This window comes from Chryseomicrobium palamuruense, from assembly GCF_042649045.1.
In the GTDB taxonomy this organism is placed as follows: Bacteria; Bacillota; Bacilli; order Bacillales_A; family Planococcaceae; genus Chryseomicrobium; species Chryseomicrobium palamuruense.
Genome location: NZ_JBHSEF010000002.1, coordinates 15,545 through 30,813 on the forward strand (window position 1 = coordinate 15,545; position 15,269 = coordinate 30,813).

Below are 15,269 nucleotides of genomic sequence, written 5' to 3' on the forward strand. Positions count from 1 at the left end.
GAACTCCCATGAATGAACAACAATTTATAGACGCCCTCGCTGAAAAGGGCATTCATCTAACAGACCATCAAATCAAGCAGTTCCATACCTATTTTGAACTGCTTGTGGAGTGGAATGAGAAGATGAACTTAACGGCTATTACAGATCAACAAGATGTGTATCTAAAACACTTTTACGATTCCATTTCTGCTGCTTTTTACGTCGATTTTTCACAGTCACTTACTGTGTGTGATGTAGGCGCTGGAGCCGGATTTCCAAGTTTACCTATGAAAATTTGTTTCCCAGAAATGCGTGTCACAATTGTCGATTCCCTGAACAAACGTATCTCGTTCTTACAGCATTTAAGTAAAGAGCTAGGTCTTGAACAGGTGGAATTCGTTCACGCCCGTGCTGAGGAATTTGGTCAACAGCCGAAGTATCGAGAAGCATTTGATGTCGTGACTGCACGAGCAGTCGCACGTCTTTCAGTTCTTGCAGAACTATGCGTGCCACTTGTCAAAGTGGGTGGGCGATTTGTTGCCATGAAAGCCGCATCTGCTCAAGATGAACTGAAGGATGCGAAAAAAGCACTTCAAACTCTTGGTGCGGAAAAGGCCGACCAATTTGATTTCCAGTTACCAGTGGAAGAAAGTAATCGCACCATTTATGTATTTGCCAAAACAAAAACAACACCAAAGAAGTATCCACGAAAACCGGGCACACCGAATAAAAGTCCCATTCAGTAAAATTGTTCCACGTGAAACATTTAATCTTCTGCCCATTTGTGATAGATTAGTTAGAGAAGGTGGTGCACAGTGCGATGAAAAGTCCTTTTTCCAGACTCTTCGGCGGAACGGATAAAGAGAAAGAGAAACCGACCGTAACGGAAGCCGCAGCTTCGACAGCAGTGGAAGAAGTGGTACAAGTTCCTATAGAGAAGGTTGTTCCTAACAAATACCAACCGCGTACGGTTTTTGACGATACCAAGATAGAGGAGCTTGCGCGGACCATTCGGACGCATGGCGTCATTCAACCGATTGTTCTTCGAGAGATAGCAGAAGGCCAGTATGAAATCATTGCAGGGGAGCGTCGCTACCGAGCGATGAAGAAACTGGAATGGATTGAAGTTCCCGCAATCGTTCGAAATTTATCCGATAAAGAAACGGCTTCTGTGGCATTAATCGAGAATTTACAACGGGAAGAATTAACCGCCATTGAAGAGGCACTTGCCTACCAGCAACTGATTGAACTCCATGAATTAACACAAGAAGCACTGGCTCAGCGCTTAGGGAAAGGCCAATCGACTGTCGCAAACAAGATACGTCTATTGAAGCTTCCACAAGAAGTGCAGCAAGCTATTTTAAATAAAGAGTTGTCTGAACGTCATGCACGAGCCCTTATGAAAATAAAAGAAGAGCCTGTTCAGCTAGCATTAGTAAAAGAAATCATTACAGAACAACTCAGCGTGAAACAAGTAGAAGAACGAATTGTTGCGATGCAACAAGAAGAACTACCTGCTGAGAAAAAACCTTTAAAACCACGTCGTAAGCATGTCAATAAAGATGTACGTATTGCATTAAACACATTAAAACATTCGTTATCGATGATATCAAAAAGTGGTATTGATTTTGAAACACAAGAAGAAGATCGAGAAGATTACTACCAAATGGTCATTAAAATACCTAAACGCAAATAAATAAAACAATCCCGAGAGCAGAACTTCATCTGGCTTTTGGGGTTTTTTATTAGAAAATTTGCTATTGTAACCTACATGTCATACTAAAAACAGAAAAATTTGATAGAATGAAAGAGATGAGAGAAGAAAGAAGGTGCAAGTGTGGGAAGAATTATCGCCATAGCCAATCAAAAAGGCGGAGTAGGGAAGACCACTACATCCGTTAACCTCAGTGCCTGCCTTGCATATTTGGGCAAAAAGGTTTTGTTGGTAGATATAGATCCTCAAGGAAATGCTTCTAGTGGGGTCGGCGTAAATAAAGGAGAAGTCGATCAGTGTATTTATGACGTATTGATTGATGATGTACCCGTGAAAGACATTATTGTGGAAACAAAAGTAGAGAACCTACATATTGTACCTGCAACGATTTCCTTAGCAGGCGCCGAAATTGAACTCGTGTCTACGATTTCCAGAGAGGTGCGTTTGAAACGGTCTCTTGAAGAAGTCAGCCCGTATTATGATTTCGTAATCATTGATTGTCCGCCGTCTCTCGGCTTATTAACGATCAATTCACTAACTGCCTCTGATGCCATTATTATCCCGGTACAGTGCGAGTTCTATGCATTAGAAGGACTTAGTCAGCTCCTCAGTACCATCCGTCTTGTTCAAAAGCATTTAAATAAACAATTGGCCATTGATGGTGTGTTGCTGACGATGTTTGATGCACGGACGAACTTAGGGATTCAAGTCGTTGAAGAAGTGAAAAAATACTTTCAAGATAAAGTCTATACAACGATTATTCCACGAAATGTGCGACTCTCTGAAGCGCCAAGTCATGGAGAGCCGATCATTATTTACGATCCAAAATCACGGGGTGCCGAAGTGTACCTGGAACTTGCGAAGGAAGTGATTAAGCATGGCTAAAGGATTGGGGAAGGGCATTAATGCACTATTTCCAGGAGAAGACCGAAATACAGAAGAACGCGTCGAACAAGTTGACCTGAAACTAATCAAACCAAATCCTTATCAACCGCGTAAAATTTTTGATCAGCAGGCGCTCGAGGAATTAAGTGCTTCAATCAAAGAACATGGGGTACTTCAACCCATCATGTTACGCAAAAAAGGAGCAAAATTTGAGATTGTGGTGGGAGAACGTCGATTCCGCGCCTCACAACTGGCTGGTTTAAAAGAAATCCCAGCGGTCGTTCGCAGTCTAGACGACCAGGAAATGATGGAACTGGCGATTCTAGAAAACTTGCAGCGCGAAGACTTAACGGCAATCGAAGAAGCGGAAGCGTATCAGAAATTGATGGATACCCTTGAATTGACACAAGAGCAACTTGCGTTCCGTCTAGGGAAAAGTCGTCCTCATATCGCCAACCATTTGCGATTACTCGTCCTTCCGGAAGAAGCAAAACAGGCCCTCTCAGAAGGTCATATTTCCATGGGCCATGGAAAAGCGTTGCTTGGTCTAAAAAAGAAAAAGAACATTCCATTGATTTTAGAAAAGACGAAACGGGAACAATTGAATGTTCGTCAGTTAGAATCGTTGGTGCAGCGTTTGAATGAAAATGTTCCACGTGAAACAATTACAAAAGACAAGAAAGATATTTTCACCCTCGAAAAAGAATCCGAATTGCGTGAACGTTTTGGCACAGCAGTGAAGATTGTCCCTTCGAAAGATCAGAAGAAGGGGAAAATTGAAATTGATTTTTACTCCAAAGAAGACCTCGAGCGGATTTTGGAACTGCTTGAAACATAATGCATGAACAACCTATTCCACACGTGAGGGAATAGGTTTCCTTTTTATGTAGCAACTAGAGAGGGTAGTATACGAAAAGTAGGGATGACACGTGGTATTGTGGGGAACATTGATAAATGCAGGATTGATTATACTAGGAGCGATTTTAGGTCGTTTATTAAAAGGCATTCCTGAACGGATGAAAGAAACGGTCATGTATGCCATTGGTCTCTTAGTTGCCGTGATGGGCATTCAAATGTCTCTAGAGAGCACCAACTTTCTCATCGTTATTATCAGTCTAGTAATAGGGGCGGTTCTCGGTGAATGGTGGGATCTGGATAAACAACTGAATCGACTCGGTCAATGGTTGGAACGAAAGATGAGTCGAGGGGGACAAGAAGGGGCCATTGCGCAAGGATTTGTCACAGCGACACTCATTTTCGTTATCGGAGCCATGGGCGTCTTAGGCGCGTTAAATAGCGGTCTCCGGAATGACCATGAACTGCTCATTAGTAAAGGAATTATTGATGGATTTACGTCCATCCTTTTATCCGCAACTCTTGGCATCGGTGTGCTGTTGTCAGCAATACCGGTATTTATCTATCAAGGGAGCATCGCGTTATTTGCCACTCAGATCACACGCCTCGTACCCGATGAAGCCATGACACTTTTTTTAAGTGAAATGACTGCAACGGGTGGCATCATGATTCTGGCCATTGGTTTCAACCTGATTGGAATAACCAAAGTACGCGTGGCTAATTTGCTGCCAAGTCTGTTAGTTGTAGCTCTGTATGTGGCTTGGACGTTTGCTGTGTAGAACAATAACGATGCCAGGCGAGAAACAGGGCATTCGCGACAACACGTGCAAGGTCCTGTGTATGAAGAAGACGCGTCGTCTGAAGTGTTTCGATGCTGTCGCCATGCAAATGATTCACAATCACTTTTATGTTGTATTCACCAATAGCGGGAAGCTCTTTCTGGACAGCTTTGCCTGGCCATAGAGGTCCCTTTTCTAGTAAAATGTCACCGATTGCATAATGATGTCCTAGACAGGCGTCAATGGCAACAATTGGCCCTGTGGTTTGAGAATCGTTTAAATGACTAACAACTGTAGGTAAGTTCAGTGCATGCACAGGCGTTTCTAACGTTCCGATTATCGGAAAAGGAAAACTTTTGTACAACGATAAGAATGAACCAGTAAGCGGGCCGAGTGAATCACCCGTTGAACGATCTGTACCAATACAAAGGAATACCATGTCAGGATCATGAAATGGAAGATGCTCGAGAAAGGCTGAACTGAGTTTCCAAATCACACCTTGTTGCTCATAATGAATCGAATAGAGTGGTTTTTTCATAGGGGGGACCACCTTTCACAAGTAAGTTCTATCAGTGTATGTAACGTACACAAATTTATTCATCAAATAGAGGAGGTTCTCTATGAATTTCAATCGAATGTGGGAGCGAACTGTGGAGTTCGTTGTAAATGAAGCGCTGTGGATTAGTGTGGGAATGGCGATGCTCAAGATTTTGGTGATTCTCGTCTTGATGGCCATTGTAGTGAAGGTCGGGAAGAAAGCCATCGAACGTGTAATGGTTTTACGTTCGAAGACACCCATTGGGTATACCGAGCGTAGACAGAACACTCTGATTAAGTTACTTCAAAATGGTCTCACGTATATCGTGTACTTCGCAGGGGTTTTAGCCATTCTTTCTGCAGTGAGTATCAACGTAGTTGGACTGCTGGCTGGGGCAGGGATTGCAGGTCTTGCCATTGGTTTCGGTGCACAGAGTTTGGTGAAAGATATCATCACAGGATTTTTCATCATCTTTGAAGATCAATTCGGTGTAGGCGATACGGTGATGATCAATCAATCGAACGGTACTGTTCAAGAAATCGGGTTACGAACAACGAAGATTAAAACGTATACGGGTGAACTGCATATCATTCCAAACGGAAACATTTCTGAAGTCATCAACTACTCTGTTTACAACTCGCTCATTATGGTCGATGTATCTGTCGCCTATGAATCGGACGTAGATGAAGTAGAACGTTTGATCAATGTATTCTTAGATGGAGCAGAAGAAAAGTATCCGGAACTTGTGAAACGTCCGGACCTACTAGGTGTGCAGGCACTGGGTACTTCAGATGTCGTCATGCGAATTGCTGCAGAAACCCTTCCGATGAATCACTTTAAAGTGGGACGTATGATTCGCCGGGATATCAAACGATTCCTTGAAGAGCACAATATTGAAATTCCGTATCAGAAAATGGTGGTCTTTGAACAGAAAGCCGGAGGAGGAAGCACGAATGCAACCAAGTAAAGAGTTTCATTTGAATGACGTGGTGGAGATGAAGAAACAGCACCCTTGTGGAACGAATGCCTGGAAGGTCATCCGGATGGGAGCCGATATCCGTATCAAATGTGAAGGGTGCGGACACAGCGTCATGATTCCAAGACGTGATTTCGAGAAGAAGATGAAGAAGGTACTGGTTCATCACGAGGAACAATAGACAGAGCATGGTAAAATCAGTATAATTGGTAAGTTGAATAAAGAAAGGCAGGAGAACCTATGGCGTTAACAGCTGGAATTGTTGGATTGCCGAACGTCGGTAAATCTACACTATTTAATGCAATTACGAAAGCAGGCGCACTTGCAGCAAATTATCCATTCGCGACGATTGATCCGAACGTTGGAATTGTTGAAGTACCTGATGCACGTTTAGATAAATTGACTGAGATGGTTGAACCAAAGAAGACTGTTCCGACAGCATTTGAATTTACCGATATCGCAGGTATCGTAGAAGGCGCTTCAAAAGGGGAAGGTCTTGGAAACAAGTTCCTTTCTCACATCCGCGAAGTAGATGCGATCTGTCAGGTCGTTCGTTGTTTCGTAGATGAGAATGTGACACACGTCGCAGGAAAGGTCGATCCGATTGCTGATATCGAAGTCATCAATCTGGAACTGATCTTAGCGGACCTTGAAAGTGTTGATAAGCGTTTGCAACGCGTCGGTAAGATGGCGAAGCAAAAAGACAAAGAGGCTCTTATTGAAGAGCCTGTGTTATCGAAACTGAAGGAAGCATTCGAAGCAGGGCATTCTGCTCGTTCTGTGGAACTATCAGATGATGAATTAAAAGTTATCAAAGGTCTTCACTTATTGACAATCAAACCAATGCTTTATGTAGCGAACGTATCGGAAGACGACATCATGGACGGCGGCTCGAACGAGTACGTTGAAAAAGTTCGTGAGTTTGCTGCAGCGGAAGGCGCTGAAGTAATTGTGATCTGTGCGAAGATCGAAGAAGAGATGGCAGCTCTTGAAGATGACGAGAAAGCAATGTTCTTAGAAGAGCTAGGCATTGAAGAGTCGGGTCTTGACCAAATGATCAAAGCTTCGTACAGCTTACTTGGGTTAGCTACATATTTCACAGCTGGTGTTCAAGAAGTACGCGCGTGGACGTTCCGTAAAGGAATGAAAGCACCACAATGTGCAGGTGTCATTCACTCGGACTTCGAACGCGGATTCATCCGTGCAGAGACGGTTGCGTATGATGACTTAGTCGAAGCAGGCTCTATGCCAGCAGCGAAAGAGGCTGGAAAAGTGCGCTCAGAAGGAAAAGAATATGTGGTACAAGACGGCGACGTCATGTTGTTCCGTTTTAACGTGTAACTAAAAAAGTGTTTCTCAGTCCAAATAGCTGGGAAACTCTTTTTTTTTATTCATTGCAATCCACTTCCCAATATGATACAATTCATTGATGTGAGTAATACAATTACTTGCTCCTTGCCGGCGTCAAAACCGGCCAAAGTCCATAGGGAGGTGCAGAATAGATGAGACAGTACGAATTAATGTACATTATCCAGCCAGCAATCGAAGACGAGGCGAAGAAAGCTCTAGTTGAGCGTTTCAACGAAATCCTTACTTCTAACGGCGCTGAGATCATCGAATCAAAAGAGTGGGGTAAACGCCGCTTAGCTTATGAAATCAACGACTTGCGTGAAGGTTTCTACCAAATCGTTAAAGTAAATGCAGATTCTAAAGCAATCGATGAGTATACACGTCTAGCTAACATCAATGAAGACATTATCCGTCACATTGCTGTTCGCGTTGACGAGAAATAAGAATTCAACGATCGCTGATGAGGGAGGTTTGCACACATGATTAACCGAGTTGTACTAGTAGGCAGATTGACGAAAGATCCGGAGCTGCGTTACACACCAAACGGAATTGCCGTGGCACGTTTTACTCTTGCAGTAAACCGTACATTTTCAAGCCAGTCTGGTGAACGTGAAGCAGATTTTATAAACTGTGTTGTTTGGCGCAAACAAGCTGAAAACACGGCAAACTTCTTGAAAAAAGGAAGTCTTGCTGGCGTGGAAGGCCGCATCCAAACAGGAAGCTATGAAGGACAAGACGGCAAGCGTGTATACACAACAGAAGTCGTTGCAGACAGCGTGCAGTTCCTAGAACCACGTAATGCATCTGGCGGAGGCGAGCGCGGACAACAAGCTGCTCCTTACGGAAATGCACCGCAATCGAATTACAACAATAATTCTAATCAGTATGGTTCAAACCAACCATCGAATCAGCAAAATTATACCCGTATGGACGATGACCCATTTGCAAGCAGCGGGCCAATCGAAGTCTCTGACGACGATCTACCGTTCTAAGAATCGGCATCTCTTACGGATTACTTGATAACGAAAAAGGAGGCAACCAATATGGCACCACGTCGCGGAGGCAAACGACGCCGTAAAGTTTGTTACTTCACTAGCAACAACATCACTCACATCGATTACAAAGATGTAGATTTGTTGAAAAAATTCGTGTCTGAGCGTGGAAAAATTCTTCCACGTCGTGTGACAGGAACTAGCGCGAAGTATCAACGCAAACTTACACGTGCGATCAAAGTATCTCGTATCATGGCTCTATTACCATTTACAGCTGAAGAGAGATAAGATACCACACACACCTGTCGGATTTTCCGGCAGGTGTTTTTCTATAAAGTGAAGAGGATGTGCTGGGTAAGGCTGGATAAGATAGAAAGACTCCAGATGCTCTAACCTCTATAGTAATGAGATAAGGGAATAGGCAGGGATCTGGAGTCAAAATACTCTAGATTCTTGCCTATTCTTCTTCAAACTGGTGCGCAGACAAAGCGAAGAACGGACTGGGGAGGCAAGCTAGTGCGAATACTGTCTCAACTGGTGCGAATACCAGCCCAACTGGTGCGGGGATAAAGCGAAGAACGGACTGGGGAGCCCAACTGGTGCGAATATCGCCCCAGCTAGTGCGAATCCCAGCCCAACTCGTGCGTTTCACCATACTAGCAAACAACATGAGCGGATGAACCATCCAACCGTCTCATCTCCATTTAAAACCAATAGTGGGGAAGATCTTCCTAGCAAGGGCTTTAGTATTCTCCTCTGAAGTGGCTCTCTATTTTTTTTTACCCGTGACCGGGCAAAGCGTATCCTACGCTAATATGATAAACTAAAAGGGAAATCTAGAAAGAAGGAAGGGTCCTATGCAACAAGAAACATCACCCGTATGGAAGCATGGACTGACGGCTTGGCTCGTCTTTGTGGGTCTGACCATATTCTCCGTGTATCTTCCTGCACTCGCACTCGTGGGCTTGCTGCTCTCCGTAATTCCGATTGCGTGGTTCCGTGCAAAGCATTCACGAAACTCAACATTTCTCCTCGTTGTGTTCAGTCTGATTGCCGCTGTGTTACTTGGCAGTTACCCAGGTCTCTTTGTCGCCATGGTCACTGTACCTATCGGCTTTATCATTGGAGACGGACTTGCACGACGTCAATCTAAAGTGTATCTCTTTATTTCTACAGCCATTGTCTTAATGCTCACATCCGTCATGCAACTCGCTCTCACGCAATTTCTATTTTCAATTAATTTAATTGAAGAAGGAATTGATCAACTACGGGCATCTTACATACAAGTAGGAGAAATGATGGAAAGTGTCGGTCAGTTGCCGAATGACTTTGATGAAATTGTGAGAACCAGCTTACAAACATTCTCACTGGTATTACCAGGGTATTTTATTGCCATGATGTTTGTGGCGGCTCTTGTGTATATTTCGGTTGCATTACCCATTCTGCGCAAACTGAAAGTACCTGTTCCACGCTTTGCGGCATTTCGTCATTTTCAATTGCCGCGTGCAGTGATATGGTATTATTTAATCGTATCGCTATTGTCTTTATTCGCGGTATTTGAAGCCGGTTCATTTGGTGAGATGATTCTCGTCAATGCCGTATTCATCTTCCGTGCCCTGCTCTTTTTACAGGGGATTTCACTGGTGCACTTCTACTTCCATCACCAAAGCTGGCCGAAATGGGGCGCGATTGCGACAACCATTGTGTTGATCCCGTTCTATTCCATTGTGGTCATTATCGGTGTCATTGATTTAGGATTCCGTTTACGTGCGTATATCGCTGCCAGTCCAAAAAAGTAAGGAGTTGAACAAGCTTGGCCACATTCTTTCGGAAACGACCGATGCGGTATAGTGTGATTTTGTTTGCGGTCCTAGGAATCACAGCCACTGTTGTGTTTTCGGTACAATCGTTTTTGGTCGGCATCGTTTTTGGACTCCTTGTCGTGGCTGTCACCCTGTATGCATGGTCGACAGAGAACCGCGTCTATCAGGAAACAGAGAAGCATATTGAAACGATGTCATATAGGCTAAAGAAAGTAGGGGAGGAAGCCCTCCTTGAAATGCCTATTGGAATTGTTCTCCTCAATGATCATCACGTCATTGAATGGGCAAACCCCTATATGACGAAACAGATGCCACAAGACACATTGATTGGCCTGAATGTGCACGAACTCTCCGAACAAATTCCGGAAGTGCTCAGTTCCGACGAAATCAATGATACGACGGTAGAAATAGGAGACCATAACTTTAGAGTCTTCTATAAACCGGATGAAAAATTACTTTACTTCTTTGACGTAACGGAGCAAGTGGAGATTGAAACGCTCTACTACGGCGACCGGACCGTCATCGGAATTTTATTTATCGATAACTATGATGAAATCACGCAAGGAATGGATGATCAGATCCGAGGTCAGCTCAATAGCTTGATTACCTCTACCGTCAATGCATGGGGAGCGGAATTTGGGATCTTTGTGAAGCGTGTGGCTTCCGACCGGTTTATCGCCGTCCTTAATGAATCCATTCTATTAACGTTAGAGAAAAACAAATTCAGCATCTTGGATGAAATCCGAGAAGTGACGACGCAATTTGGTCATGGCGTGACACTCAGTGCGGGAGTCGGGACATCGTCGACCTCTCTTGTTGAGCTAGGCGAGCTTGCCCAGTCGAGTCTTGACCTCGTTCTTGGACGAGGCGGTGACCAAGTCGCCATTAAACAGGCGGACGGAAAAGTGAAGTTCTATGGAGGGAAAACCAATCCTGTAGAGAAACGCACACGCATCCGGGCTCGCGTCATTTCTCATGCCCTGCGAGATTTGATTCAAGACAGTGACCAAGTGCTCGTGATGGGCCACAGGTTGCCTGATATGGACTCCATAGGAGCAGCTGTTGGCGTACGAAAAATGGCCGAGATGAATCAGGTCGATGGCTATGTCGTCATCGATTTTCAAGAGCTCGATAAGAGTGTCATTCGCTTAATGGATGAAATTAAGCAAAATGAGGCCCTTTACTCGCGTTTTATCTCACCCGAAGAGGCTATGAACCGAATGACGGAAAAAACGCTTCTCGTGGTCGTGGATACGCATAAACCGAGTCTTGTGATTGACGACCGCCTCTTGCAGCGTGCAGAAAAAGTCGTCGTCATTGACCATCACCGTCGAGGCGAAGAATTTATTGAAAATACACTGCTCGTTTACTTAGAGCCATATGCATCGTCTACTGCTGAGCTTGTGACGGAACTTATCGAGTACCAGCCAAAGCATGACAAGCTGACGATGTTGGAAGCGACATCGATGCTCGCAGGAATTACCGTCGATACAAAGAGTTTCACGCTCCGAACAGGAGCACGAACGTTTGAAGCAGCTTCATACTTGCGTACGAACGGGGCGGATACGGTCCTTGTTCAAAGCTTGTTAAAAGAAGATCTGGACACGTACGTAGAGCGTGCAAAAATCATACAGTCAGTGGAATTCTATCATGAGGGAGTAGCGATTGCGCATGCCCCTGAAAATGAAATATATAGCCAAATCCTACTTGCGCAGACAGCAGACATTCTCCTTACGATGAGTAATGTGCAAGCGTCATTTGTCATTGGACGCCGCGATGAGTCCAATGTGGGCATCAGCGCACGTTCACTCGGCAACGTCAATGTGCAACTCGTCATGGAGAACCTAGGTGGAGGCGGGCATTTAACCAATGCGGCCACACTGCTTGAAAACACCACCATTGCAGATGCGATTGAGCAAGTAAAAGAAAGTATAGACCGGACTATGCAAGGAGGAAATGAACAATGAAAGTCGTATTCTTAAAAGATGTTAAAGGAAAAGGGAAAAAAGGCGAAATCAAAAATGTAGCAGACGGCTACGCGCACAACTTCCTTATTAAAAATGGCTACGCAGTAGAAGCCACAAGTTCTGCTCTATCAGCAGTAGAAGGTCAAAAGAAGTTAACAGAGAAGCAAGCAGCACAAGAACTTGCGGATGCTAATGCTCTGAAAGAGAAATTAGAAGCGGTGACAGTGGAATTAAAAGCAAAGTCTGGAGCAGACGGTCGCCTGTTCGGATCTGTCACTACAAAGCAAGTCGCAACAGCTCTTGAAAAAGTTCATGGCATGAAGATTGATAAACGCAAAATGGAACTGGAGGATGCGATTCGCACATTAGGCTACACGAACGTACCAGTCAAACTACACCAGGATGTTACGGCTACTTTAAAAGTCCACGTAACGGAAGAGTAAGGAGCGAAAAAGATGAGCGAGCCGTTCATGGACAGAGTTCCACCCCATAATCATGAAGCTGAGCAATCGGTGATCGGCGCCATCTTTCTAGAACCGCCGGCGCTGATTACAGCGGCTGAAGTGCTGGTGCCGGAAGATTTCTATCGTACTGCGCATCAACGCATCTTCCAGACGATGATACGCCTCAGTGACCAAGGGAAAGCCATTGATGTGGTCACGGTAACAGAGGAGTTATCAGCGAAAAAAGAACTGGAAGACGTCGGCGGGATTGCGTATTTAAGTGAACTTGCCAATGCGGTACCAACTGCTGCGAACATCGTGTACTATGCACGTATCGTGGAAGAGAAAGCGTTGCTGCGTCGTCTTATCCGCGTCGCGACCAGCATCGTGGAAGACGGATTTACCCGCGAAGACGAAGTAGCCGCTGTGTTATCGGAAGCGGAGAAGAAGATGATGGACGTCTCCAGTCGGAAAAACGCAGGAGACTTTCAAAATATCAAAGATGTTTTGGTTCAGACGTACGATAACATCGAACAGTTGCATTCCCGTAAAGGGGACATCACGGGTGTACCGACCGGGTTCCGTGACCTCGACCGGATCACAGCTGGCTTCCAGCGCAATGACCTGATCATTGTGGCAGCCCGTCCTTCAGTAGGTAAGACAGCATTTGCCTTAAACGTGGCGCAGAATGTTGCGACAAAGACAGATGAGAACGTAGCGATCTTTAGTCTTGAGATGGGCGCAGAGCAGCTCGTCATGCGTATGCTCTGTGCAGAAGGCAACATCGATGCGCAGGTGCTGCGTACAGGTGCTCTGACCAACGAAGACTGGAAGAAGCTGACGATGGCCATGGGAAGTCTATCAAACGCCGGTATCTTCATTGATGATACGCCAGGGATCCGCGTGACAGAGATTCGTGCAAAGTGTCGTCGTCTAAAACAAGAATACGGTCTTGGCATGATCCTGATTGATTACCTGCAGCTCATCCAAGGGTCCGGAGGAAAAGGTGAGAACCGTCAACAAGAAGTATCGGAAATCTCGCGTTCGTTAAAAGCCCTCGCTCGTGAGCTTCAGGTGCCTGTGATTGCCTTGTCTCAGCTCTCCCGTGGTGTAGAGCAGCGACAAGACAAGCGTCCAATGATGTCCGATCTGCGTGAATCCGGATCGATTGAGCAGGATGCCGATATCGTGTCGTTCTTATACCGGGAAGATTACTATGACAAAGAGACAGAAAACCAGAATATGATTGAAATCATCATTGCGAAGCAGCGGAATGGCCCGACAGGTACGGTGACTCTCGCGTTCGTCAAAGAGTTCAACAAGTTCGTCAATATTGACTGGAGTCAACATGCGGCTCCTCCGGCTTCCTAAGGGAAGTCGGTTTTTTTATAGTCTAAATGAGGAAATTCTATGGAAAGTCTGACATCAATCAACTTAAAAGCGAACATTAAATTAATTGATTATCATTTTGTTCGTTTTTTATTCAAATTTTGATTGACGTGAATACGATACGCTGATACACTTATACTGTTTGAAATAGGACACACAGTGTCTAGCGGAGGTGCTGATTATGCCATCAGTCGTAGTTGTAGGAACCCAGTGGGGAGACGAAGGAAAAGGGAAGATTACCGATTTCCTATCAGAGAACTCAGAAGTGATTGCACGTTACCAAGGCGGGAACAATGCAGGTCATACCATCATCTTTGGTGGAGAGACGTATAAGCTGCACTTGATTCCATCAGGTATTTTCTATAAAGATAAAATTTCAGTGATCGGAAACGGAATGGTTGTGGATCCGAAAGCACTGGTGAAAGAGTTAAAAGGTCTTCATGAACGTGGAGTCAGCACAGACAACCTGCGTATCTCGAATCGCGCACACGTCATCCTTCCTTATCACTTGAAGCAAGATGAAGTAGAAGAAGCACGTCGTGGGGCAAACAAGATCGGGACAACAGGTAAGGGAATTGGCCCTGCTTACATGGATAAAGCCGCACGTGTCGGAATCCGTATGGCAGACCTACTCGATTATGAAACATTCAAAGAGAAACTAGCGAACAACTTAGCCGAGAAGAACCGCATGTTTGAAAAGTTCTATGAAACAGAAGGCTTTGAATTAGAAGCCATCTTAGAAGAATACTATGCGTACGGACAAGAGATTGAAAAGTACGTAACCGATACATCGAAAGTGTTAAATGATGCGCTCGACGAAGGCCGTCGTGTATTATTCGAAGGCGCACAAGGGGTTATGTTAGATATCGACCAAGGAACCTATCCATTTGTGACCTCTTCCAATCCAGTAGCTGGTGGCGTGACCATCGGAGCGGGTGTCGGCCCTACACAGATTTCTCACGTTGTCGGTGTATGTAAAGCCTATACGTCTCGAGTCGGTGACGGACCGTTCCCGACAGAATTGTTTGACGCTGTGGGAGACCGTATCCGTGAAGTCGGAAAAGAGTACGGGACAACGACAGGACGTCCACGCCGAATCGGGTGGTTTGATTCTGTCGTCGTCCGCCACGCACGCCGGGTCAGCGGATTGACAGACCTTACCGTTAACTCGATTGATGTATTAAGTGGGTTAGATACAGTGAAGATTTGTACAGCGTATCGTTACAAAGGGGAACTCATCACTGAGTATCCAGCTAACCTACGCATGCTGGCAGACTGTGAACCCGTCTATGAGGAAATGCCAGGTTGGTCAGAAGACGTCACGAAGTGCAAGTCACTAGACGAGCTTCCGGACAATGCCCGTCATTACTTGGAGCGTATTGCGCAACTGACAGGCGTACAAATTTCCATTTTCTCTGTCGGACCAGATCGGACGCAAACGAATATTGTCACAAGTGTTTGGCGCTAAACTAATGACACCCCCCCTGTCCTTTAAAGGATAGGGGGTATTTTTGTAATCTGAATACCCCCTGCAATGCAGGGGGTTCCTGAGAGCTTTCAGCTATGGACAAAAAAATCC

The 15,269-nt window shown here is 45.0% G+C and carries 18 protein-coding genes; 16 read left to right on the forward strand and 2 right to left on the reverse strand.

Features of this window, described 5'->3' with window-relative positions; translation table 11 throughout:
- The first annotated feature begins 8 nt into the window (after positions 1-8).
- The 5 genes from rsmG (at position 9) to ACFO0S_RS00110 (ending at position 4,212) form a co-directional block, all read left to right on the forward strand.
- On the forward strand, positions 9-725 hold the full coding sequence (gene rsmG, locus ACFO0S_RS00090; RefSeq protein ID WP_378138919.1) for a 16S rRNA (guanine(527)-N(7))-methyltransferase RsmG: 717 nt from the start codon (positions 9-11) through the stop codon (positions 723-725).
- A 74-nt stretch (positions 726-799) separates the two neighbouring features.
- Positions 800-1,675 carry a nucleoid occlusion protein gene (gene noc, locus ACFO0S_RS00095; protein WP_378138921.1) on the forward strand — a complete coding sequence of 292 codons (876 nt, stop codon included), beginning with the start codon at positions 800-802 and terminating at the stop codon, positions 1,673-1,675.
- A gap of 141 nt (positions 1,676-1,816) precedes the next feature.
- On the forward strand, positions 1,817-2,578 hold the full coding sequence (locus tag ACFO0S_RS00100) for a ParA family protein (protein WP_378138924.1): 762 nt from the start codon (positions 1,817-1,819) through the stop codon (positions 2,576-2,578).
- Positions 2,571-3,416, forward strand: coding sequence for a ParB/RepB/Spo0J family partition protein (locus tag ACFO0S_RS00105; RefSeq protein WP_378138926.1), 846 nt, complete (start codon positions 2,571-2,573; stop codon positions 3,414-3,416). The genes ACFO0S_RS00100 and ACFO0S_RS00105 overlap by 8 nt, the downstream gene beginning before the upstream one ends.
- A gap of 91 nt (positions 3,417-3,507) precedes the next feature.
- Positions 3,508-4,212 (forward strand): DUF554 domain-containing protein, encoded by a 705-nt coding sequence (locus tag ACFO0S_RS00110; RefSeq protein ID WP_378138928.1) that lies wholly within the window; start codon positions 3,508-3,510, stop codon positions 4,210-4,212.
- Here ACFO0S_RS00110 and yyaC read toward each other — a convergent pair.
- Positions 4,151-4,750, reverse strand: a complete 600-nt coding sequence (yyaC, locus tag ACFO0S_RS00115; protein ID WP_378138930.1) for a spore protease YyaC — start codon at positions 4,748-4,750, stop codon at positions 4,151-4,153. The genes ACFO0S_RS00110 and yyaC overlap by 62 nt on opposite strands.
- Positions 4,751-4,832: 82 nt before the next feature.
- Here yyaC and ACFO0S_RS00120 point away from each other — a divergent pair, with 82 nt between their 5' ends.
- The 6 genes from ACFO0S_RS00120 to rpsR all read left to right on the forward strand — a co-directional run bounded on the left by ACFO0S_RS00120 (position 4,833) and on the right by rpsR (position 8,356).
- On the forward strand, positions 4,833-5,717 hold the full coding sequence (locus tag ACFO0S_RS00120; RefSeq protein WP_378138932.1) for a mechanosensitive ion channel family protein: 885 nt from the start codon (positions 4,833-4,835) through the stop codon (positions 5,715-5,717).
- On the forward strand, positions 5,704-5,907 hold the full coding sequence (locus tag ACFO0S_RS00125; RefSeq protein ID WP_378138934.1) for a DUF951 domain-containing protein: 204 nt from the start codon (positions 5,704-5,706) through the stop codon (positions 5,905-5,907). Before ACFO0S_RS00120 ends, ACFO0S_RS00125 begins: the two co-directional genes overlap by 14 nt.
- A 59-nt stretch (positions 5,908-5,966) precedes the next feature.
- Positions 5,967-7,067: a redox-regulated ATPase YchF gene (gene ychF, locus ACFO0S_RS00130; RefSeq protein ID WP_378138936.1), complete on the forward strand. Its 1,101-nt coding sequence runs from the start codon at positions 5,967-5,969 to the stop codon at positions 7,065-7,067.
- A 161-nt stretch (positions 7,068-7,228) separates the two neighbouring features.
- Positions 7,229-7,519 (forward strand): 30S ribosomal protein S6, encoded by a 291-nt coding sequence (gene rpsF / locus ACFO0S_RS00135; RefSeq protein ID WP_094941847.1) that lies wholly within the window; start codon positions 7,229-7,231, stop codon positions 7,517-7,519.
- A gap of 36 nt (positions 7,520-7,555) precedes the next feature.
- The gene (ssb, locus tag ACFO0S_RS00140; protein ID WP_378138939.1) at positions 7,556-8,068 is read left to right on the forward strand and encodes a single-stranded DNA-binding protein; all 513 of its coding nucleotides are present in this window, start codon (positions 7,556-7,558) and stop codon (positions 8,066-8,068) included.
- Between the two features lie 51 nt (positions 8,069-8,119).
- Positions 8,120-8,356 (forward strand): 30S ribosomal protein S18, encoded by a 237-nt coding sequence (gene rpsR, locus ACFO0S_RS00145; protein WP_094941845.1) that lies wholly within the window; start codon positions 8,120-8,122, stop codon positions 8,354-8,356.
- Positions 8,357-8,525: 169 nt separating this feature from the next.
- Here the strand turns inward: rpsR and ACFO0S_RS00150 are convergent, their stop codons facing one another.
- Positions 8,526-8,753, reverse strand: a complete 228-nt coding sequence (locus tag ACFO0S_RS00150; RefSeq protein WP_378138942.1) for a hypothetical protein — start codon at positions 8,751-8,753, stop codon at positions 8,526-8,528.
- A 172-nt stretch (positions 8,754-8,925) separates the two neighbouring features.
- Here ACFO0S_RS00150 and ACFO0S_RS00155 point away from each other — a divergent pair, with 172 nt between their 5' ends.
- From ACFO0S_RS00155 to ACFO0S_RS00175, 5 genes are all read left to right on the forward strand, one after another.
- Positions 8,926-9,867 carry a YybS family protein gene (locus ACFO0S_RS00155; RefSeq protein ID WP_378138944.1) on the forward strand — a complete coding sequence of 314 codons (942 nt, stop codon included), beginning with the start codon at positions 8,926-8,928 and terminating at the stop codon, positions 9,865-9,867.
- Between the two features lie 14 nt (positions 9,868-9,881).
- Positions 9,882-11,858, forward strand: coding sequence for a DHH family phosphoesterase (locus ACFO0S_RS00160; protein WP_378138946.1), 1,977 nt, complete (start codon positions 9,882-9,884; stop codon positions 11,856-11,858).
- Positions 11,855-12,301 carry a 50S ribosomal protein L9 gene (gene rplI / locus ACFO0S_RS00165; protein ID WP_378138948.1) on the forward strand — a complete coding sequence of 149 codons (447 nt, stop codon included), beginning with the start codon at positions 11,855-11,857 and terminating at the stop codon, positions 12,299-12,301. The genes ACFO0S_RS00160 and rplI overlap by 4 nt, the downstream gene beginning before the upstream one ends.
- Positions 12,302-12,313: 12 nt before the next feature.
- Positions 12,314-13,672 (forward strand): replicative DNA helicase, encoded by a 1,359-nt coding sequence (gene dnaB / locus ACFO0S_RS00170; RefSeq protein ID WP_378138950.1) that lies wholly within the window; start codon positions 12,314-12,316, stop codon positions 13,670-13,672.
- Positions 13,673-13,871: 199 nt separating this feature from the next.
- The gene (locus tag ACFO0S_RS00175; protein WP_378138952.1) at positions 13,872-15,158 is read left to right on the forward strand and encodes an adenylosuccinate synthase; all 1,287 of its coding nucleotides are present in this window, start codon (positions 13,872-13,874) and stop codon (positions 15,156-15,158) included.
- The last annotated feature ends 111 nt before the right edge of the window (positions 15,159-15,269 follow it).